The sequence below is a fragment of the Kineosporia mesophila genome, from assembly GCF_021129235.1.
In the GTDB taxonomy this organism is placed as follows: Bacteria; Actinomycetota; Actinomycetes; order Actinomycetales; family Kineosporiaceae; genus Kineosporia; species Kineosporia mesophila.
This window is the reverse complement of record NZ_JAJOMA010000006.1, coordinates 272060-292735: the sequence shown is the minus strand read 5'-3', so window position 1 is coordinate 292735 and position 20676 is coordinate 272060. Positions and strand designations below refer to the sequence as shown.

The following is a 20676-nucleotide window of genomic DNA, read 5'->3' as shown; positions in this document are numbered from 1 at the left end:
GCGGGAGCCATCCGGCCAGCTGCCGTCAGACCGCCAAAACAAATGGGCCGACACCCCCTTTCGGGGATGCCGGCCCATTGCCGATTCAGATCTTCATGAGGGCCCGGCCCTCATGAGTCACTTGACGTTGACCTTCAGGGTCTTGCTGGTGCCGAGACCGGTGCCGGCTGCCTTGTAGGTGACGTACACGGACCGCGAGCCCTTCGGCAGGCTCACCGTGACGCTGCCCGTACCCGTGCTGTTGGAGACGATCTGCTTGAGCAGCGGGTCAGCACCGGCGATCGATCGGTAGAAGGACAGCGTGGCCTTCGCGTTCGGGTCACCGTTGGCGGTGAGCTTGACCTTGCCCTTGCCGAGCGCCTTGGCACTGACGCTGACCGACGACCAGACCTGGGTCTGCGTCGCCCCACTGCTCAGGCCGTTGGCCTTGGCCAGGAAGAAGGTCGACTTCATGACCCGGATCGAGATACCCCACTCGCCCTTGTCGTCGGTCGTGGCCGAGTCCATGAGCGTGTAGGACAGGGAACCGGAAGCCCGACCATAGATGTCGACCGTGGTGTTCGGCGCAGAGGTACCGGACAGCTTGGCGACACCACCGGTGGCAGTGGCCGTCACCCGGGCGCTGGAGCTGAGGGTGAGCTCGGCCTTGGCGACATTGATGACGCCCGCAGCCGTGTCCTTGCCGTCGGCGATGACCAGGCCGGCCGCCTTGTACGCGGCATTGGCGGTCGGCGTCCCGGCCGGGTTGTTGATGATCTCCGCCGTCAGGTCCACCTTGCCACTGGAGTTGGATCCGGTGACGAAGGTGGTGCTGAAGACACCCGCGGCATTGGTGGTCAGCGTCGAGGATCCCAGCGCCCCCACGGTCGAGGTGCCCGTGCTCAGCGAGACAACAGCACCCGGAACCGCATTGCCGAAGAGGTCGGTGACCTTACCGGTGACGATCAGGGTCGAGCCCGGTGTGCCGTTGATGTCGTCAACGGTCACGTTGTACCCCTGGGTGGCCGCCTGAGCCGCCACCGACACCGTGGACTTCGCCGTGATGGTGCCCGAGGTGGCGGTGATCTCGTGGTCACCGGCCTTGGTGAAGTACACGTAGACACCCCCCAGCACACCCGATGCGTCCGTGACCGCGTCGATCGTGGCGACCAGCGGGTGGTCGGCATCCGGGGTGGCGGACGTCGAGAAGAGAACCCCGTTGCCGCCCCCCAGCTTGACACTCTTGTAGGCCAGAACAGCGTTGTCCGCACCGTAGACGGTGCCCGCGATCGCACCGGTCGTGTTACCGAAGGCCGCCACCTGCGCCGGAACCGGCGTGGTGTTGTCCTGAATCACCACGTCCTTGGCGCCGTCCAGCGGGGCCGTCAGCGTGATCTTCGAAGCCGCCGCGGCGCTGGCCCAGCGGATGGTGCCACCCTCCGAATCCACGTCCGGCACCGTGCCGTACACGAAGTCGAAGGTCGTGGTGTCACCCACGGCCGGAGCCGGCGAGGTCGGCGGCGTGTAGGTGTACGAGAACGTTCCCGCACTACCGAGCGGGGCGAACCCGACCTGCGTGCCGTCCGGAATCTGAACCGTCACCTGCTGCGGGTCGCCCGACGAAGGCGAGAACGCCCCGCCGAACTGGTCCTGCACCGTTCCCTTGAGCACGACACTGGTGGTGCCGACCGTGGGCGTCAGGTCGCTGGTCGTGCTGGTCGTCACGATCCGGGCCGGAGTGGCAGTCGCGTAGGCCGTGCTCAACTGCGTACCGCTGTGCCCGTTCGAGGTGGTGTCGACCGTGTAGGAGACCGCCGACGTGGTGTCGGTCGACGTCACCTTGAGCTTGGCCACACCCTTGGCATCGGTGGTGGCCGTGTAGGACTTCGTGGTCGTGGTGGTGGCCCCGGCCGTGCCGTCCGCCGAGAGCTTGGCGATGTTGGCCGCGCTCGCGGTGAGCGTGAAGGTGACCTTGGCGTTGGCCACCGGCACCGGCGTCCCCGAGCTGTCCAGCGCGGTGGCGGTGTACTCCACCGCACCGGTGCCCGCCTTGACCGCCACGTTGTTGGCGGTCCGCTTGACCGAACCGTCGGCAACCGTCACACCCGACGTGATGGTGGCCACGTTGTTGGACGTCACGGTGATCGTCTTCGGGGCGGCGCCGGTGTAGCTGGCAGCACCCGAGGTGGCCGCCAGATCCGTCTTCAGCACGATGTTTCCGGCACCGGTGGGGGTACCGACGGCGTAGGTCAGCTTGTTGGTCGACGTGGAGTAGACCGGCTGCTGGTTGGTCGCCGTCGAGACGCCGGCCGCCGTGGAGTTGACGTCGATCCAGGTCAACGCGCCCAGCCGACCGGCCAGGCCGGTCGCGACCCCGCTACCCCGCGCGTCTGCCAGCGAAAGGCTCTTGCTGTAGGTGATCTCGGAGGAGATGGCATCGCCGGCAGAGGAAGGCGACGTCGCGGTGACCACCGCATCGACGTCGTCGCTGGTGTCGGCGGTTGCAGCGCTCGTGTCGTAGACATTCAGGGTGACCAGGGCGGTGCTGCGCTCGTCGGGCGAGTCGTAGACCGAGTTTCCGTTGGTGTCCTGGAAGATCCGGAACTTGTAGGCACCCGGGACATCGCCGGTCACGTAGAGGTAATCCGTGTTGGCGATAGTCCCGGTGGTGGCGGTGGTTCCGCTGCCCGAGGACGAGCCGTTCGTGGTGGTGCCGACCGTCGCCGTGACGGCGGTGCTGCCGGAGTCCTCCAGCGTGCCGGTCGTCGTGTCCACCGTCATCTGGGGCTCGTTGGTGCCGGACAGGGCTCCACCGAAGGTCACGACGAAAGGAGAACCCGAAGTTCCCGAACCTGTGACGGTGATATCCGTGCCTGAAGCGAAAGCCGTGTTCAGGGCGGAGGCCAGGGCGGACGCCGTATATGTCGTGATGTTCGCGGTGGTGGTGCTACCGACCGTCACCTTGTAGTACCCGGAGGCCGGCACCGTACTGAAGTACAGGCTCTGGACTTCACTGGTGTTGGTCGTCCCGACCGTGCTGAAGCCACCCGAAGCGGCCGCCGCGTTGGTGGCGGCCTTGTCGATGGCCAGATGCCCGCCGGTCGGCTTTGATTCCACAGACAGCACCGTGTTGCTGACGGAGGTGTCCTGAATCTTCAAGGCGTAAGCAGCGTTGGCGGTCGCTGTCGTCCCGGTACCGAAGTTCCCGACCGCGATCGACGTCGCGCCACTGTTCAGAGCGATTTCCGTCGCAGCGAACGCCGGCGAGGCGAAAATGCCGACCCCACCGGTGCAGAGGGCGGTCACGCCCAGCGCGGCAATCGGCAGCCGTGCTTTCTTGCTCTGGAGGTTCATCAAGCGAGTTCCTTCCTCTGCGACCCCACCCTGCGGTGGTGATCGCTCTTTGACCCGTGACCGTGAGACCCCGTACCAACCGCGGATCTTCGCTTCGCGGAGGGCCCGGCGGGTTCGGGCTGTCACTGAGATCAGACACGGATCGACGACTGCGACCCGCGACAGACTGTAGGGGAAGGACTACTTCGCGTCATGACTTAGGGCTTGTCTCGACGTGTCGCCCGCATCAGCAGACGTCGGACGCATCACGAAGAACACCAGAGAATCGGTCTATTAACGTTCAGTAATGACGAATGGCGCGTCGGCGGACCTTCAGAAGGCTCACGCCCTTCTCACCTGCACAGTTCCGATCGAGAAAGACCGACGTGGGCCACCCAAACCGGTCGTGATCACACAGATCGATCTTGAGCGACAGCAGAAACAGGCCGAGTGGAGACCCAAAACCCTGTCGGCGGGCTCACTCGAACGGCCGCCCACCTCGTCCCTCAATCAGATCAAGGACACCGGATCGAGCCGAAAAGATGACGGCTCAAGTAGGCCTAGATCTAGACAAGATCGCCAGAATGGAGGAGGCCGAACGAGTTACAGTCTCCGAACGCAACCGAGGGAGACGCCGCCGGTGCTCCGGCGGGCGTCCCCCATTGTTGGGACCTCAGGTCGTCAGAAGGCCTGGAGCGCCAGCGTCACGCTCTTCGGGGCCGGGTCAGTCACGAACGAGGCCTGCTCGCAGACGTCGTCGAAGGCGAAGCCGTACGCCTTGCCGTTAACGGTGTGCTCGTGGAGGATCCGGGCATAGTGGTTCGTGCGCGCGGGACGGTAGTACAGGTCATCGTTCTTGATCGGCTGCTTCGTCCGGTGCAGCACACCGCGATTCAAACCGGCCGCGACCACCGCGGCGATCGGTCCGCCGACCCCGTCGTTCGGCGCGTTCAGCGCCCCGTCGCAGAACAGCACGTCACGGGTGCTGGGCTTGGCGAAACTCGCCTTGATCGCGCCACCCTGACGGAACACCAGCTTCGAGCCCTCGACCTGGCCCAGATAGGTCTGATTGTTCGCGACCACGGTGAGCGTCGTCGACGCGTACTGTTCCCACCGGGCGTCGATGTACGGGTCGAGGTAGGAGTTCGAGAAGATCCCGCGGTCCAGGCCGTGACTGGGGGCGATCACGCGCAGGTTCCCGATGGCCAGCTTCTTGAAGCCCGGCTGCTTGCGGATCTCGGCGAAGACCTTGGCCCGGGATCCCGCTGCGAACCGGCCGGTGGTCTGCTTCCGGGCGCCGGTGAGCGTGATGTACATCGGCAGGCCGAACATGTCGACGGCCGTGGTGTTGGTGTGAAATCCACCGTCGTAGGTGAATTCCATGAAATCGTGCAGGATCTGGTAAGAGGGGTCGGTCTTCACCCATCCCGCCGGGTACTGGATGCCGACACTGCTGCCGCTGCCCACCACCTTGAACTTGAGCGGCTGGCCCATCGAGATGTAGATCCGGCCTGAAAGCCTCGGCATCGGAATGCTCTTCAGCGAGCTGAGGCGCATTCCGTAGGTGGCGTAGCCGTTGGAGCCGTTGTCGGCCAGGCTGGCAGCCACGAAATTGCCATGGGCCTTGACGTGGCCCATGCGCCCCGACGACAGCTCGGTGCCGACGATGTGCACCCAGATCTTGTCGCTGCTCCACCGGCCCGTGCTGTTCACGATCTTCAGCGGGAGCTTGTTCGCGGCGTGCACCAGTTCCGGCACGGCCAGCAGGCCGGCCGCACCCAGCGCGCCACCGCCGAGGGCACCCAGAAACAAATTGCGACGACTCAGGTTCGGCATCTTTTACGTCCTAGCTTTTCGATCAGCGGCTGAAGGTGAAGGCGTCCACGTCGACGAACTCCTGGGTGCTGCCCGATGTGAAGGTCAGGTACACGTCGTGCGTGCCGGTGGTCTTGGCCAGCTCGCCCGGCACCGCCTTGTACTTCTCCCAGCCGCCGGTGTTCGCCACCGAGATCTGGGCGACCGGTTCGGCCGACGGGCTGTCGAGGCGCACCTGGATCAGGCCGCTCACGCCGTTGTCCGCACCCGACGCGACCTTGGCCACGAAGGTGTGGGCCGTGTCGTCCCCGAAGTCGATGCCCTTGTACACGGCCAGGTCGCCGTTCGCGATGGAACCCAGCTTCTTGCCCCCGTCTTGCGTCGCCACGGTCTTGATACCCGTCTGACTGTCGAAGCTTTCGGCCTGGATGGTGTGGAAGGCGTCGCGATCGCCCTCACCGGAACCCTCGGACGTCACCGGTTCGGTGGTCGGATTCTCGGCCGGTTCGGTCGTCGCCGTTCCGCTGGGCTCGGGTGCCTGCGTCTCCTCGTCCGAGCCGCTCGTGTCGCCGCCCTTCTGGAGCACCTTGACGTAGTCGACCGTCATCGGCCTGCCCGACGCGGTGGCCGTCGTCGGGCTGCCCGGCCAGCCGCCGCCGACAGCTACGTTGAGAATCAGGAAGAAGCCGTGATCGGTGGCCTTCTCCCACACGTCCGCACCGACCTCGGCCTCGGTGACCGTGTGGTACTGCTCGCCATCGACATACCAGCGCAGCTCCTCGGTCTCGCCGCTGCGGTCGAGTTCCACCGCGTAGGTGTGGAATCCGCTCTGCAGGCGGGTACTGAAACCGGTCCTGCTGCCGCCCCGGCCGGTGGACTCGTTGCACACGCCACCCGGCGCGGTGCCGCAGTGCAGCGTGCCGTAGACGGTGTTCTGGCCGTTGACGTTCTCCATCACGTCGACCTCGCCGATGCCCGGCCAGTTGTTGTACGTGCCCCGGAAGTCTTCGCCCAGCGACCAGAAGGCGGGCCAGATTCCCTGCGCCTCATCGCCAATCACATCCGGGAGCTGGATACGACTCTCGAAGCGCACCACACCGCCCTCGGGGGCCGCGAAGTTCGTGCGCTGGGTCTCGATGCGGGACGAGGTCCAATGGCCGGACGCGTCGCGGACCGGAGTGATGTTCAGATTGCCGTTGCCGTCGAGGCCGGCGTTCGCGGTGGAGTCGGTCATCTCCTCGATCTCACCGGTACCCCAGCCGTCGGCACCGCCGGGATAGCTGTGACCGATGTCGAAAAGCCAATTATCGGACGAGGGAGAAGTGCCTTTGGTCCCATCGAAGTCGTCCGACCAGACCGTGCTGAAGCCGTCGGCCGAGGCGGCCACCGTGGAGGCGGGCGCACTGTGCCCCGGCACCGCGACGGCGACGGCCGCCATCACGGCCGCTGCGACCGCTCCGGAGGCGACGACCGCCGTCCGGCGCGTACGCGAAAGACGTTTCTGTGACATGCGAGGTGATCCTGTTCAGGGAAGGTTCACGAACTGGGGGGTCAGCGGTGCCCGGCCGGTTCAGGCCGGCCGGGCACCGAAAAGCTTTTTCAGCTGAGGCCGTTGGCCACGGCCTGGGTCAGCTCGGCGTCCGAGGTATCGCCGGACAGGTCCCAGAAGAACGATCCCGCCAGGTTCTGCTTCTTGGCGTAGTCCATCTTTCCGGCGATGGTCTCCGGGGTGTCGTAGCTCCACCACTCGCTGCCGCACTTGGCGTACGCCGTGCCGGCGACAGTACCCGTGGCCGGGCACTTCTCCTTGAGCACCTTGTAGTCCTCGATGCCGGCCTCGTAGGTGCCCGGGGCCGCGCCGGTGGCGGTGCCGCCCGGCTTCTCCTGGGTCACGCCGGTCCAGCCGCGACCGTAGAAGCCGATGCCGAGAAGTAGCTTTTCCGAGGGAATTTTGAGGCTCTTCAGCTTGGCGATCGCGGTCTCGGAATCGAAGCCCGGCTCCGGGGCACCGTCGAAGTCGGTCAGCGGGGAGTGCGGGGCGGTCGGGCCCTGCGCGTTGAAGGCACCGTAGAAGTCGTACGTCATCGGCATGAACCAGTCGACGTACTGCGCCGCGCCACCGTAGTCGGCCGCCTCCATCTTGCCGCCGTCGGTGCCGTCGGCCGTGATCGCCGAGGTGACCAGGTCGTTCTTGAACTCCTTGCGCAGTGCCGACATCACCTTGCGGTAGCTGTCGAAGCCACTGGTGTCCGTGCTCAGACCGGTGGCGTTCGGGTACTCCCAGTCAATGTCGATGCCGTCGAAAACATCGGCCCAGCGCTCGTCCTCAACCAGGTCCCGGCAGGACCGGGCGAAGGCCGCGGGGTCGGCCGCGGCCTCGCCGAACCCACCGGACCAGGTCCAGCCGCCGAACGACCAGACGATCTTCAGCTGCGGGTGCTTCTTCTTCAGCTCGCGCAGCTGGTTGAAGTTGCCCGCGACCGCCTGGTCGTAGGTGTCGGCCACACCGCTGACCGATTCCTCGGCCGGGAACTTCTTCTCGTAGTCGGCGTAGGAGTCACCCACCACGCACTTGCCCCCGGTGACGTTCCCGAAGGCGTAGTTGATGTGGGTGAGTTTGTCGGCGGCGCCGCTGGTGTCGAGGTCCTTCACCTGGAAGTCACGGCCGTACGTGCTCCAGTTGGTGTAGTAGCCGATGACTTTGGCACCACCCGCGGGGGTCGTCGGCTCCGTCGTCGAACCGTCGGTCGGCTCGGTGGTGGTGCCGTCCGTCGGTTCCGTGGTGGTGCCGTCGGTGGGCTCGGTGGTCGTGCCGCCGGTGGGCTCGTCCGTAGGTTCGTCCGTGGGCTCATCGGTCGGTGAGCTGCTGGCGGTCGGTGTCGCGGTGGCGTCGTCGGTGGGAGTGCCGGAGCAGGATCCACCGTCGACCCAGACCTCGGCCCCGCCCTTGGCACCGGGAACATCCGCGTAGGACCACCATTTCGCGGTCCAGGTGTGGTTCTCGTAGGTGACGATGTCGCCGCCGTTGTACGAGGCGTTCTTGGCCCAGGTGGCTCCGGTGCATTCCGTCGCGGCCTCAGGGTTGGCCGCGCTGGCGCCGAGCGGAGTCAGTGTCGCGACCATCGCGACGGCCGCAGCCGAGGCTGCGAGCCCGGCGACGACGATTCGAGCACGCTTCATGGCGGTCCCCTTCAGGGTGGGAGTCATGATTAGTGAGGAGTCTTGAATTAACTGCCGATACGTGAACGTATCAGCCGGATCGGGCCGTGTGGCCTGCTCAGAGGCCCCTTAGGAATCATTTAGGTGGCCCCAAAGAGCCCCATACCGAAGAGAAGTGAACCGCCACGACGCGAGCACACAGAGCAGCCCCCGGAAGCAGGGCTCCCGGGGGCTGATGAAAGGCGATGGGCTCAGAGCGTGTAGCGGTCGACCCCGAAGTTGTCCTCGTCCAGGACCACGCCACCGGCCGCCTCGACCAGGGCTCGGGCGGTGCGCGCGATGACCGGAGCCACGCGCGCTCGGCCGGCCCGGAAAGCCTCGGGCGGATAACGCTTTTCCCGGTCTTCCGGGTTCGGCGGCTGCCAGCGCACCTCGTAGGTGACGAGTTCTTCGCTCGCCCAGGGCTGACCGATCACGGTCGGGTCGTCGACGTCGGTGAGGTGCACCTGGATCTCGACCACACCGTCCCAGCCGAAGTCACCGACGATGGCGAAGCCGTCGATCACGTCGTCCTCGGCGAGCATCTTGCGGTCGCGGGCGTCGGCGCGGGCGTGCAGCGCCTCCAGGTCTTGCGAGCTGAGCGGGCTCCGGCCGATGTCTTCGATGAGGATCTCGCCGGTGTAGGCGGCATCCGGCGGGCCGGGCCACTCCTCCCCCTCGACGGCGAGCACGGCGCCGGGCATCTCCCGGTTCACGATGCCCAGCAGCGTGTCGGGCTCGAGCCAAGTACGCGAGTGGACGATGTAGTCGACCGCACGCTCCTGATCGGGCTGGATCAGCTGCAGGGTGCCGGCCACCCGGACCGCACCACCGATCCGCCGCGCCAGACTGACCAGCAGCTGCAACGCGCGTCCTTCATCCCTCCAGGGCAGACCCTCGGGGAACGCGTAGGCGAAGCCGTCACGGTCGTCGACGCCCGGCATCGGCGGGTCTTCCCGCTCGACCGGGGCCTCGAGGCAGTAACAGATGGTCCAGGGCATGGGGACGCCCGCGTCGACGGCGTCTTCCATGGAGAGTTCGTAGGGGCCGGTGATGCGGCTGTGCCGCCCGATCTGGACCTCACCGGTGTTGTAGAGGTCGCTGTTCGGGAGACGGTCGCGCACCAGGGTGTCGACCACCTCGATATCGACAGTGGTCGGACAGAGCAACAGGTGCCGCGCGGCAAGATCGACGACGGAAATACCGTCTTCCACCTCAGCCACGGGCTCCGCTGCCCGGTCACGTCGTCTGCGGGCCGCCACGAACGCTTCCTCCCGTCGAAGATCCTCAGACCATCGTACGGTGGAACGAGAGGTACGAACGGCTCGGAGTCGGGCCCCGCTGTCCCTGGTACCGGGATCCGTAGTGCCCGCTACCGTAGGCGTGCTCGGCTGCGCTGGTCAGACGGAAGAAGCAGAGCTGACCGATCTTCATCCCGGCCCAGATCTTGATCGGGAGTGTCGCGACGTTGGACAGCTCCAGCGTCACGTGCCCGGAGAATCCCGGGTCGATGAAGCCCGCCGTGGAGTGCGTCAGCAGCCCCAGCCGACCCAGCGACGACTTGCCCTCGAGCCGCGCCGCCACGTCGTCCGGCAGCGTCACCTTCTCGTAGGTCGACGCCAGCACGAACTCGCCCGGATGCAGCACGAAGGCCTCGTCCTGCGGCACCTCGACCTGGTGCGTGAGCTCAGGCTGCTCTTCCGACGGGTCGATCACCGGATACTTGTGGTTGTCGAAGAGCCGGAAGTAGCGGTCGATGCGGACATCGATGCTCGACGGCTGGATCATCGACGCCTCGAAGGGGTCGATGCCAATCCGTTCCTTCTCGATCTCTGAACGGATGTCGCGGTCGCTGAGCAGCACCGGAACAAGGTAGCAAGGAGTTACGGCCCGCAAGCCGCCACGCCGCGGCAAGATGCCACACAGCCGGATTCACCACAGGCCGCCCAGACTTGATAGTGTGTGCGGGCCCGGTCGGAAGACGGGGTCATGCGGGTGTAGTTCAATGGTAGAACATCAGCTTCCCAAGCTGACAGTGCGAGTTCGATTCTCGTCACCCGCTCCAGCATGAGGGCCCAGGTCAGAGAGTCATTCTCCGCCCTGGGCCTTTCGTCGTCAGAGGCCGTCCGAGCCCCGGCTGCGAGAACAACCAGAACTACTACAGCGCAAGAATTTCCGATGCGATCCGGGTATGCGTTTCGGCCTCTTCCAGCGGATGGCTCAGCATCGGGGTTCGGTGGTACCGACCGAACCCCGACGAAGGTGCTAGGCCTTGACGACCGGCTCCTGCAGTTCCGTGACCCACTCCGCGGCTTCACCCATGCCGTAGTGGACGTACAGCTCGCGGTTCAGCCCGGTGGAGCGGTAGCCGTGGGCCTCGATCCAGTGGGCCAGCTGCTGGATCGAGGTGAGCACGTCGTCCATCGGGCCGTGATGCAGGATCGTCGCCGCCTGGGCGATCGCCGGCAGGTCGATGATCTCGACCTCGAGGGACGGGTCGGGCTCGGTGTTCACCGGGCAGCCGGCGTGCACGACGACGCCCTCCCCGCCCGATCCTTCTTCGTACCAGGCGATACCCGGGCCGGACGGGGAGATCCCGGCCCGGGCGAGCCTCTCGTACAGCTGCCCGTAGAGAGGACCGATCACTGGAGTGATCGAGGTCGGCTCGAAGCTCTCCGCCGGGGCCGACAGCTGGGCCAGCCGGACGGCCGGCACGGACTTGATCTGAACATCCTCGGTTGGCATGACGCCCTCCGTATCGATGATGGAGAGTCGCACCGCGACCTGGGTGAGCCGGTCCTGATCCTGACGCAACCGCTCCTGGAGCTCGGCCCGCCGCAGTCGCAGCATGCCGTGCAGCTCCCCGGTGCTGATCTTCCCGTCGATGATCGACAGCACCTGCTCGAGCGTGAAACCCAGGTCTTTCAGCACCACGATCCGGTTCAGCCGGGACAGCTGCGCGGCCTCGTAGAACCGGTACCCGGTGGCCGGGTCCACAGATGCCGGGCGCAGCAGTCCCAGCCGGTCGTAGTGGTGCAGCATCCGCACCGTCACCCGGCCGTGTCTGGCGAAGTCTCCAATGGTGAACATGACTCTCCTGGTCTACGGCCTGACACCGGGTGAGAGTCAAGAACGCCCAACGCGAAGTGGCCCGTCCCGGACGGGGACGGGCCACTTCGGTGTTCGGCTACGAGGTCGGTAGCTCGATCGCGGTCTTCCGGGAGGCCAGGTAGGCGCTGGCCCGGGCCATCAGCCGGGGTGTGAACCAGCAGGCCACACCGGCGACCAGGACACCGGTGGCGACGTCGATCACGTAGTGGTTGCCCGTCAGCACCACGGTGACGGCCACCCCGGCGGGGTAGAGCCAGCCGAAGCGCCGGGCGAACCGGCCACCGCTGCGGTGCCAGGCCCAGGCGCACCACACGGCCCAGCCGACGTGCAGGCTCGGCACCGCGGCGTACTGGTTCGTCAGGTGCTCCATGCCCTTGGGCGCGCTGGCCCCGGCACCCCACCAGCCGTAGTCCGACCAGACCCGCAGCATGTCCATCCAGGCGAATCCGGGCAGGAGACGCGGCGGGGCGACCGGCATGGTGATGTAGACGATGAGGCCCATGGCCGACATCACGATCAGCGACCAGAGGGCCGACTGGTAGGCCGAGGGGCGCTTGCGCCACAACCAGACCAGCACCAGCGGCGTCACCAGGTAGTGCAGGCTGGCGTAGGCCATGGACAACGGCACCGCGAGGAAGCCGTGCTGCAGCGCCCATTGATTGACGTCGAGCACCCAGCTGAACCCAAGGTCGTCATCCAGGCGCAGTATGGTCTGCCCGCGATGTACTGCGGCGGAGATGTCCTGGCCGGAGAACGAACGCCCCAGCGAATAGAGCACCCAGGCACCGACAACCAGGACGAGCTGCCCGATCACACCGCCTCGGGGATGCACCCGATCTTCGGACCTGTCCTGTTTCGCAACGCTTCTGGGCTCCGACGCCGCCTGCTTACCGACCTGTGGGGGCACATAGTCGACAGGCAGCAGAGCCATTAGCCGATCCTGCTGTCTGCGTGGCGTAAGCCGTTATCGGCCAACGCCTTTCCCCACCTCGCCTGAGCGCGAACCCGCATTGTCATGCTCCTGTACTCGACGACGTTGCCGCTGCCCCCACAGCGGGGGCCGAAATCCTAGGTAATGGTTTATCGCCGCCCAGACGATTTGGCATCCTCCTGAGGTTGTACAACCAGAGCAGTAGAGGCCGAGCGGTGCATGGCGAAACAGGACGTGCGCCATTGCCTATTGCCAGGCAAGCGCCCGGGGCAACGCAATACGCAGCATTGCCACGCTTGTTAACGATCACCCCGGGCGAACCATTCCGCCATTCCACCCGCAAGACTGAGACACATCAGACAGAGTCACGAGCCCCCGGGATCAGGACAGAACCTCGGTGTGAAGTGAGCCTCAGCCGCGCAGGGCGGCGGCCAGGATCCGGGGAAGCCGGTTCCACGAGGGCTTCGCGGCGAACGCCGTGAGCGCCGCGCCGGTCCGGTGCGCGGTGCGGTGGGTGACGAACCACGGCGGCCGGGGCGGGGCGAGGGACAGCTCACCGGCGAGCAGCGACCGCGGGGCCGGGCGGAACGGGCCGCGGATGACCGTGCGCTCCGGACCGTCCAGGAGCAGCGCATTATGCACCGTGCCGATTCCGCTGCCGACGTCACTGGGGCGGTTGCCCGGGTAGGCGCCCCAGGGAACGCCGGGCAGGGCGAACCCCAGCCCGATCCAGACGTTGACCCCGATACAGCCGTAACCCATTCTGGCGATCTGGTTCTCGAACTCCGACCCGAGTGATCGCAGCGTGGCGGGATGCGCGATCAGGTGAGCGCCGAGGCTCCCGCTGATCGAGTCGTTCGCCAGGGTGACCGCGGCGGCCAGATAGTCCGCCCCCAGGCCGGACAGCGTCATGACCCCTAGACCCGGACCGAAAACCTCGGTATTGAAAAGGTAATCGCGCTCGGAGGAGGAGACCGAACCGTCGATCGGACCGGCCAGCACGCGTCCACCGGGAAGCTTCTCGGCCCGGGGAAGAGCGGCCTGCAAGGCCTTCAGCCGCTCGTCGCTGCCGGGGTAGTAGGCCGGCCGCCGCGGCGCCCGGGCCAGGGCGCCGCGTAGCTCGTCGAGGAACTGGTGCTTCTGTGACCAGTCCGAGCTGATCACCACCACCTGGGTGGCGACGCAGTTGTAGCCGTTGTTGTGCAGCCGCTGCGAGATCAGATTCTCGGCCTGGAACCGCAGATCGGCCTTGGACCAGCGCCCCGGCAGCACGATCGCCGGCGCTACGCCACCGAGTTCGCTGCTGATCGGCTTGGTGAGCAGCGGCGTGCCGGCCTGCTTGCGTTCGGCGCCCTGCGGCCCCGGGCCGAAGACAATCGCGTCGTGGGTCTGCGCGCTGCCGGTGATGTGCACGTGTGCGACTTCAGGATGATGCACCAGGTAACCCCCGACCTCGGCACCACCGGTGACGATGCGCATCACGCCGTGCTCGGTGAGCGGCCGGAAGATCGCCTGGAACACTCCCAGCAGTCGATCGGTGACCGGGTTCAGCTTCACCAGCACCACCCGGTTCGCGCTGAACAGCTCGTGCAGGGCGTCCAGCACCGGGATCGAGGTGACGTTGCCCGCGCCCAGCACCGCGCCGATGCCCGCCGTGCGCCCGGTCTCGCGCTGCGCCCGGCCGGCGAGCGCCTTCACGGTCTCGGCGGTGACTCCGGGCGGCATCCAGACGTCGGCCGTGTAGCCGTTGAGGATGACGCGATCGACCGGGTCGTGCGGCAGCACCCTGACCGTGGTGCGCCCGCCGGGGGCGGTGCCGAACGTGTGCCCGTCCACCGGACTACCGCCGCGCTGCAGGGTACGGAACGTGTCAATGAGCGCGGCCAGGCCGTTGAGCAGGGCGTACGGCCCGGTCAGCCATTCCTCGCCGGTCGGTGGGGTATCGGGCTCGAGCTCCTTGAACTCGCTCGCCGCCTGCACCCAGTCGTGGGCGTAGAGCGCGGTCAGGGCGTGCACCCGGGCCAGGAGCAGCTTTCTGGCGGGCAGTGACGTGCGACCCCAGATCTCGACGCCCCGGCCGAGGTCGGTCAGAGCGGAATCGACGGCGCTGAACCTCCGGTGCGGAGGTGCCTCGGTAGTCACCGATCCATCATGACCCCGCACTGCGCCCGGCGGCGATGCCCTGACGACGGCAAATCCGGTGTATTGCACCACTCTGCGCTATCAGGTGGTGGTCTGTTGGTAGTCGGGCACGAATGCCGGACGAGGTGGTCACCGGCCGTCAGACCAGTGAGCTGACCAGTTCGTCGGGTCGCGATGTGCTCAGGACCAGCTCGTTGGCGATCGCGTACCGCCACATGGCGAGCCGGACCCGGGCCGGGCCGCGCAGCGTCACCCGCACGAAGTGCGCCGGGCCGCCCCGGGTGACGGTGGCGCGCCCTGAGCCGAACGGCACGTCGATACCGAGGCCGATCGGGCTGAGGTCAGTGGCCGGATCGAAGCGCTCGGCCCGGACGATCAGGGCTCGCGGCACGGCGGCACCCCCGATCAGGCCGAAGCACAGCGTCAGGGAGCCGGGATCCACGATGATCCGGCCGTTCAGCGCACTGGCCATCGCCACGAGGATCAGTGCGGACGGGGCGAGCAGGGCCGCTGTCACGACGGCAGCGGGGGTGGCGGGCAGCAGGGCGAAGACCAGCACGGCCAGCCCGATGGCCTCCATCGTGGCGATCAGCGCGACCCCGATGGTGAGGTAGGCCCAGGCCAGCCGGGGGCCGAGATCGAACACCTGCCCGCTATGCCCGCCTTCGTCCATTCCCGAAGTATGCCCGGCCCGCTCGCGCGAACCGGATTCGGACACCTCGGGCCGACGCGTCGTCAAGGTTTCGGACCAGCGAAATTGCTCTCGAATTGCGCTCTGACGGAAGTGGATCAATCTAGAGACAGCACCGGGCCGAGGAGCGGCCCGGATGTCTATGAGGAGTGACCACAATGACCATCACGGGCATCATCTGGGCAATTATCATCGGCTTGGTCATCGGTGCCCTGGGGCGTCTTGTCGTCCCTGGCAAGCAGAACATCCCGATCTGGCTGACCATCGTCGTCGGTATTGTCGCTGCGCTCATCGGAACCGCCGTCGTCGGTTCGCTGAGCGACACCAAGGGCTTCGACTGGATCGAGTTCCTGGTTCAGGTCGTACTGGCTGCGATCGGTGTCGCCCTGGTCTCGGGTCTGCGGTCCAACCGCGGCATTCGCTGACACTGAGCCGGCTCTGAACTGAGCTAGCACCAGGCACCGCATCATCGGAAGGCCGACCGCCCCTCGGGGCGGTCGGCCTTCCGGCCGTTTTGCTGCAGGATCCCTGGCCGGATGTGACTCCGTGCACTAAAATTATATTACTAAGCAGTAACTTAGTTGGTTCCATCAGCGCCGAGGGGAACAGCGATGAGTCACTACCGCCACAACCTGCGTGATGTGGAGTTCAATCTCTTCGAGGTCTTCGGCCGGGACCAGGTTCTGGGTGCCGCGCCCTTCGAGGACATCGACGGTGAGACCGCCCGCGAGATGCTGCGTGAGATGGCACGCCTCGCCACCGAAGACCTGGCCCCGTCCGCGATCGAGAGTGATCGCACTCCGCCCGTCTTCCACCCGGACACGCACTCGGCCACGCTGCCCGAGCCGTTCGTCCGGGCCTACCAGGCCTACGTCGAGTCCGGCTTCTGGCAGATGGGCGTGCCGGAAGAGATCGGCGGTGTCACCGCGCCCAGCTCTCTGCGCTGGTCGATGCTGGAGTTCCTGCTCGGCGCCAACCCGGCGATCCACATGTACGCCACGGGTTTCGACTTCGCCAACGTGCTCTACCGCCTGGGCACCCCCGAGCAGCAGCGCCTGGCCGCCATGGTCGTGGACAAGCGGTGGGGCGCCACCATGGTGCTGACCGAGCCGGACGCCGGCTCGGACGTGGGCGCCGGCCGCACCAAGGCCGTCCAGGGTGAGGACGGGCAGTGGCGGATCAGCGGGGTCAAGCGGTTCATCACCTCGGGCGACAGCGACTTGTCCGAGAACATCGTGCATTTCGTGCTGGCCCGGCCCGAGGGAGCCGGACCCGGCACCAAGGGCCTGTCACTCTTCATCGTGCCGAAGTTCCACTTCGACCCCGAGACCGGTGAACTGGGCGAGCGCAACGGCGCCTTCGTCACGAACGTCGAGCACAAGATGGGCCTGAAGGTCTCGACCACCTGCGAGCTGCGGTTCGGCGAGGTCGACGACATCCCGGCCGTCGGCACCCTGCTCGGCGAGGTGCACGACGGCATCGCGCAGATGTTCAAGATCATCGAGGGCGCGCGGATGATGGTCGGCACCAAGGCGATCGCCACCCTGTCGTCCGGATACCTGAACGCCCTGGGCTACGCCAAGGAGCGGGTGCAGGGTGCCGACCTGACGCAGATGGCCGATAAGGCCGCGCCGCGGGTCACGATCACCCATCACCCCGACGTGCGCCGATCACTGATGACGCAGAAGGCCTACGCCGAGGGGCTCCGGGCTCTGGTACAGCTCACCGCGGTGCAGCAGGACTCGATCCGGATCGCCGAGCGCCGGGGCGAGCGCGACGAGAAGGCCGAGCGCATCAACGATTTCCTACTGCCGATCGTGAAGGGTGCCGGCTCGGAGCGAGCGTGGCTCCTGCTGGGTTCCGAAAGCCTGCAGACCTTCGGTGGTTCCGGGTTCCTGCAGGACTACCCGCTCGAGCAGTACGTGCGCGACGCCAAGATCGACACGTTGTACGAGGGCACCACGGCGATCCAGGGAACCGACTTCTTCTTCCGCAAGATCGTGCGGGACAAGGGCCGGGCGCTGGGCGAGATTGCCGAGCAGATCACCGAATTCGCCAAGGCCGACAGCGGCGACGGGCGGCTCGCGGTGCAGCGCGAGGTGCTGGGCCAGGCCTGCGAGCACCTGCTGGGCATGGTCGCGCACCTGGTGAAGGAGACGCAGTCGGCCGACACCCGGGTGCCCGGCACCGACGTCAGGAACATCTACAAGGTCGGGCTGAACACCACGCGGCTGTTGCTCTCCGCGGGAGACCTGCTGGTCGGCTGGCTACTGCTGCGCCAGGCCGACATCGCCACGACGGCTCTGGAGGGCCCGGTCAGCACCGCCGACCGGAGCTTCTACCAGGGCAAGATCGCCGCGGCGTCGTTCTTCGCCGCTCAGGTGCTACCGCGCCTGGAGGTCGAGCGGCGGATCCTCGAAGCCACCGACAACTCACTGATGGAGCTCGACGAGTCCGCGTTCTGAGCCGGAGCGGGCCTGACCAGCCATCTGGTCAGGCCCGTCCGCATCACCTGACCTTCTGGAGCTTTCCGGCCTCGGCGGCGGCGAGGGACCCGGCCAGCTCGGTCGTGTCTTCCAGGTCGTCACCGGTCACCTGGATCCCCGCGACCAGCTCGTCGACCCGCACCACCGTGCGCACCACCGACTGGCCGTCGGCGGTGGCAGCGGCCGCCCAGGTCTGCTGGGAACCGGGGACCTCGTGGTTCAGCACCTCGACCGGGTTGTTCCAGGTGCAGTTGCCGGTGTCGTTGGCCAGCGTGGTGAGCGCGTCGGCCGCGGCGTCGACGCTGGCCCACCGGGTGACGGTGAGCGAGACGTCGGTGTTGCCGGCGGTCCATCGCCACTCCCGCTGCTGGGCGTTGTCGGTGGCCCCGGGCGCGGTGGCTGCCGCTCCCGAGGGACCGGCACAGTTCAGCCCCGCCACCAGCTCGGGATCGACCGACCCGGAACTGGCACCGGCCGCGGCCCCGGAGAGCTGGGCGCCGGACGGAAGGTCGGACCCGGTGAAACCGACCGAGTCGGGAACCACCTCGGCGTGTTCCTGCTGGGGCATCAGCGCTGCTCCCTGCACCGCCGTGGGCCGCTGGGCCGTGGCCAGCTGCCAGCCGACCGGGACCGCGACCACCACGGCAAGCACCCCGGCCAGGGCCGCCGTCCGCTGGGTACGGACCAGGCGGGCACGACGTCTGCTGCCGGCCGCGAGGGCGGCGACATTGACGGTCGTGCCGTCCAGCCGTTCATGTAGAGCGACGTCGAGTCGTGCTGCGAGCTCGTCGTCTGCTCCCTGCTCCGTCATCACGCCTTTCCCTCACTCCTGGAGTCCCGTTCGCCGGCATCCCGTCGGCGTCCTCCCGCGGGGCAAGACGCGGGCCGAAGGCATAACGTTGCATGGGCAACGAGAAGTTTCCCGCGCCAGTGACCGGGTGCCCCCCATCTTCTACCGCAGCAGCTCCGGTGCCTGCCACGGCTCGTCGAGGACGGTGTGGGCGAGGAACGCGAAGACCGTCTCGTACCAGATCCGGGCGTTCTGCGGCTTGAGCACCCAGTGGTTCTCGTCGGGGAACGCCAGCAGCCGGTGCTTCATCGTGCCCTCGTCGGTGACGTTCAGCTCGCTGAGCCGAGCGAACATCGACAGGCCCTCGTTGACGGGTGTGCGGTAGTCCTTCTCGCCGTGCACGATCAGGACCGGGGTGGTGATCGCCTCGACGTGGTGGTGGGGCGAGTTCTCCGCGCGGATCTTCGGGGCCATCACCTGGTTCCAGTGGAAACCGGCGTCGGTGGTGAGGTGGAAGGTCTCCAGGTTCCAGATGCCGGCGTGCGCCACGATGCCCCGGAACCGGTCGGTGTGCCCGGCGATCCAGTTGACCATGTACCCACCGAACGAGGCGCCCATCGCCGCGGTGCGGTCGGCGTCGATGTCGGCGCGGGCCACCGCCGCATCGGTGAGCGCGAGCACGTCCGTGTAGGGCGCCTGCCCCCAGCCCGACCAGCCCCGCTGCAGGAACTCGCGCCCGTAGCCGGTGGAGAGCGCCGGGTCGGGCAGCAGCACGGCGTATCCCCGGGCGGCGGCCAGCCACGGGTTCCAGCGCCAGTGCCAGGAGTTCCACGAGGTCATCGGGCCGCCGTGCACCCAGAGCAGTAGCGGGGCGGGGCTTTCCGGGCCGGCGCCGTCGGGGAGAACGAGCCAGCCCCGCAGCAGGGTGCCGTCCTCGGCGGTGGTTTCGATCTCGGTGAGGGTGCCGGGCAGGTCGGGCTGGAGCACCGGACGAGGCAACTGGGTGGTCTCGCCGGTCACCGGGTCGATGCGCACCGGGGTGGGTGGTGAGTCGACGGCCGAGCGCAGGGCGTAGAGCGCGGACCCGTCCCGCGCGATCACCAGGTTGCTGAAGGCGCCGTCGCCGGTCAGCCGGCGAACGGTACGGCCGTCCAGGTCGATCCGGAACACCGGGGCGTGGCCGTGCTCGTCGGCCGCGACCAGCAGCGCCTCACCGTCCGGCGTCCATACCGCCGGGCCGGCCGGCCAGCGGTCCCACCCCGGGGCGGCCTCGTGGGTCTCGCCGGTGGCCCGGTGCAGCACCACGAGCCGCAGATCACTGGGCTCTTCCGGGGTGGAGGTCCGCTCCGCGACCACGGCGATCTTGCTGCCGTCGGCCGAGATCACCGGGCCGGAGAACTCCAGGCCCGGTTCGTCGAGCAGGGTACGGCGCTCGCCGGTGGCCACGTCGATCGCGACCAGGATCGGCCGCAGCACGCCCCCGGCCCCGACCGTCTGCCAGGTCGCGATGACCGTGGAGCCGTCGGGAGTGATCGCGTGGTCCGGGCCGAGGCGCAGGGCCGGGCCGGTGTGACCGGTGAGGTCTTTCGGCTCGGCCTCGCCATCGCCCTCGCTTGAGGCATCGTCGGGCACCCGGTAGAGCCGGTCGGAGGCCGGACCCCAGAACTCGTCCCAGAAGCGGAAGGGCGCCGCGTCGTGCAGCGTGGCGCCGACCTTCAGCTCCTTGCGGGCCTTGTGACGGCGCTCGTCCTCGTCGGTGGACGAGTCGAAGGTCGGCGACGACAGCACCACGGTGCCGGAGTCGGCAGCAACCACGACGCCGCTCACCCCACCGGGCCGGGTGACGAAGGGCCGGGCCTCACCGGCATTGGCCGGCAGCAGCCAGAGCGCGGCCGGCTGCTCGTCGCCGGCCTCCTCGTCCGGATCGGGCCGGGAGGTCAGGAACAACAGCGAGCCGTCCGGCCGGAACGCCGGGCCGCTCTCGCCGCCCGCACCCCAGGTGAGCCGATGCGGAGCCGGGCCGGAGGGGTCGGCCGGCACCTCCCACAGCGAACTGACGTAGTTCGTGCGTTTCGGCCCGAGCACGGAAACGGCAGTGACCAGCCGGGTTCCGTCGGGGGAGAGCGCCAGCCCGGAGATCCGGGGCTGCTCGAGGAAGTGGTCCAGGTCGCCGAAGCCGAGCTCGGTGGAGGTCACCCGA

The 20676-nt window shown here is 67.4% G+C and carries 14 protein-coding genes and 1 tRNA gene; 3 read left to right on the top strand and 12 right to left on the bottom strand.

From position 1 onward, the window contains the following. Positions 1–117: 117 nt before the first annotated feature. From LR393_RS11175 to dcd, 6 genes are all read right to left on the bottom strand, one after another. The gene (locus LR393_RS11175; RefSeq protein WP_231483769.1) at positions 118–3333 is read right to left on the bottom strand and encodes a beta strand repeat-containing protein; all 3216 of its coding nucleotides are present in this window, start codon (positions 3331–3333) and stop codon (positions 118–120) included. A gap of 660 nt (positions 3334–3993) precedes the next feature. Next, positions 3994–5148, bottom strand: coding sequence for a beta-1,3-glucanase family protein (locus tag LR393_RS11170; protein ID WP_231483768.1), 1155 nt, complete (start codon positions 5146–5148; stop codon positions 3994–3996). A gap of 22 nt (positions 5149–5170) precedes the next feature. Continuing rightward, positions 5171–6637: a carbohydrate-binding protein gene (locus LR393_RS11165; protein ID WP_231483767.1), complete on the bottom strand. Its 1467-nt coding sequence runs from the start codon at positions 6635–6637 to the stop codon at positions 5171–5173. Between the two features lie 89 nt (positions 6638–6726). Further along, entirely contained in the window at positions 6727–8307 is a 1581-nt protein-coding gene (locus LR393_RS11160) for a glycosyl hydrolase family 18 protein (protein ID WP_231483766.1), read from the bottom strand. A 230-nt stretch (positions 8308–8537) separates the two neighbouring features. Further along, entirely contained in the window at positions 8538–9548 is a 1011-nt protein-coding gene (locus LR393_RS11155) for a hypothetical protein (protein WP_231483765.1), read from the bottom strand. Positions 9549–9612: 64 nt separating this feature from the next. Then, the gene (gene dcd / locus LR393_RS11150; RefSeq protein ID WP_231483764.1) at positions 9613–10188 is read right to left on the bottom strand and encodes a dCTP deaminase; all 576 of its coding nucleotides are present in this window, start codon (positions 10186–10188) and stop codon (positions 9613–9615) included. Positions 10189–10316: 128 nt separating this feature from the next. Here dcd and LR393_RS11145 point away from each other — a divergent pair. After that, positions 10317–10390, top strand: a tRNA-Gly gene (locus LR393_RS11145). A 200-nt stretch (positions 10391–10590) separates the two neighbouring features. Here the strand turns inward: LR393_RS11145 and LR393_RS11140 are convergent. The 4 genes from LR393_RS11140 to LR393_RS11125 form a co-directional block, all read right to left on the bottom strand. Continuing rightward, the gene (locus LR393_RS11140) at positions 10591–11415 is read right to left on the bottom strand and encodes a MerR family transcriptional regulator (RefSeq protein ID WP_231483763.1); all 825 of its coding nucleotides are present in this window, start codon (positions 11413–11415) and stop codon (positions 10591–10593) included. A 97-nt stretch (positions 11416–11512) separates the two neighbouring features. Then, the gene (locus tag LR393_RS11135) at positions 11513–12367 is read right to left on the bottom strand and encodes a phosphatase PAP2 family protein (RefSeq protein ID WP_231483762.1); all 855 of its coding nucleotides are present in this window, start codon (positions 12365–12367) and stop codon (positions 11513–11515) included. Positions 12368–12778: 411 nt separating this feature from the next. Then, the gene (locus LR393_RS11130) at positions 12779–14509 is read right to left on the bottom strand and encodes an aldehyde dehydrogenase family protein (protein WP_231483761.1); all 1731 of its coding nucleotides are present in this window, start codon (positions 14507–14509) and stop codon (positions 12779–12781) included. Positions 14510–14648: 139 nt separating this feature from the next. Continuing rightward, positions 14649–15182, bottom strand: a complete 534-nt coding sequence (locus LR393_RS11125; protein ID WP_231483760.1) for a hypothetical protein — start codon at positions 15180–15182, stop codon at positions 14649–14651. A gap of 176 nt (positions 15183–15358) precedes the next feature. Here LR393_RS11125 and LR393_RS11120 point away from each other — a divergent pair, with 176 nt between their 5' ends. Together LR393_RS11120 and LR393_RS11115 are read left to right on the top strand one after the other, a co-directional pair. After that, positions 15359–15625 carry a GlsB/YeaQ/YmgE family stress response membrane protein gene (locus LR393_RS11120; RefSeq protein WP_231483759.1) on the top strand — a complete coding sequence of 89 codons (267 nt, stop codon included), beginning with the start codon at positions 15359–15361 and terminating at the stop codon, positions 15623–15625. A 186-nt stretch (positions 15626–15811) separates the two neighbouring features. After that, positions 15812–17665 carry an acyl-CoA dehydrogenase gene (locus tag LR393_RS11115; protein ID WP_231483758.1) on the top strand — a complete coding sequence of 618 codons (1854 nt, stop codon included), beginning with the start codon at positions 15812–15814 and terminating at the stop codon, positions 17663–17665. 43 nt (positions 17666–17708) lie between these two features. Here LR393_RS11115 and LR393_RS11110 read toward each other — a convergent pair whose 3' ends face one another. Beyond that, on the bottom strand, positions 17709–18497 hold the full coding sequence (locus tag LR393_RS11110; protein ID WP_231483757.1) for a hypothetical protein: 789 nt from the start codon (positions 18495–18497) through the stop codon (positions 17709–17711). Positions 18498–18638: 141 nt separating this feature from the next. Further along, the gene (locus LR393_RS36305) at positions 18639–20672 is read right to left on the bottom strand and encodes a S9 family peptidase (RefSeq protein ID WP_231483756.1); all 2034 of its coding nucleotides are present in this window, start codon (positions 20670–20672) and stop codon (positions 18639–18641) included. Positions 20673–20676 lie beyond the last annotated feature (4 nt).

Bases quoted from the DNA above. Each gene is read 5' to 3' on its own strand.
- LR393_RS11125 (WP_231483760.1), bottom strand. From the start codon at position 15,182: ATGGACGAAGGCGGGCATAGCGGGCAGGTGTTCGATCTCGGCCCCCGG.
- LR393_RS11120 (WP_231483759.1), top strand. From the start codon at position 15,359: ATGACCATCACGGGCATCATCTGGGCAATTATCATCGGCTTGGTCATC.
- LR393_RS11135 (WP_231483762.1), bottom strand. From the start codon at position 12,367: ATGGCTCTGCTGCCTGTCGACTATGTGCCCCCACAGGTCGGTAAGCAG.
- LR393_RS11170 (WP_231483768.1), bottom strand. From the start codon at position 5,148: ATGCCGAACCTGAGTCGTCGCAATTTGTTTCTGGGTGCCCTCGGCGGT.
- LR393_RS11165 (WP_231483767.1), bottom strand. From the start codon at position 6,637: ATGTCACAGAAACGTCTTTCGCGTACGCGCCGGACGGCGGTCGTCGCC.
- LR393_RS11110 (WP_231483757.1), bottom strand. From the start codon at position 18,497: ATGACGGAGCAGGGAGCAGACGACGAGCTCGCAGCACGACTCGACGTC.
- LR393_RS11140 (WP_231483763.1), bottom strand. From the start codon at position 11,415: ATGTTCACCATTGGAGACTTCGCCAGACACGGCCGGGTGACGGTGCGG.
- LR393_RS11115 (WP_231483758.1), top strand. From the start codon at position 15,812: ATGAGTCACTACCGCCACAACCTGCGTGATGTGGAGTTCAATCTCTTC.
- LR393_RS11160 (WP_231483766.1), bottom strand. From the start codon at position 8,307: ATGAAGCGTGCTCGAATCGTCGTCGCCGGGCTCGCAGCCTCGGCTGCG.
- LR393_RS11175 (WP_231483769.1), bottom strand. From the start codon at position 3,333: ATGAACCTCCAGAGCAAGAAAGCACGGCTGCCGATTGCCGCGCTGGGC.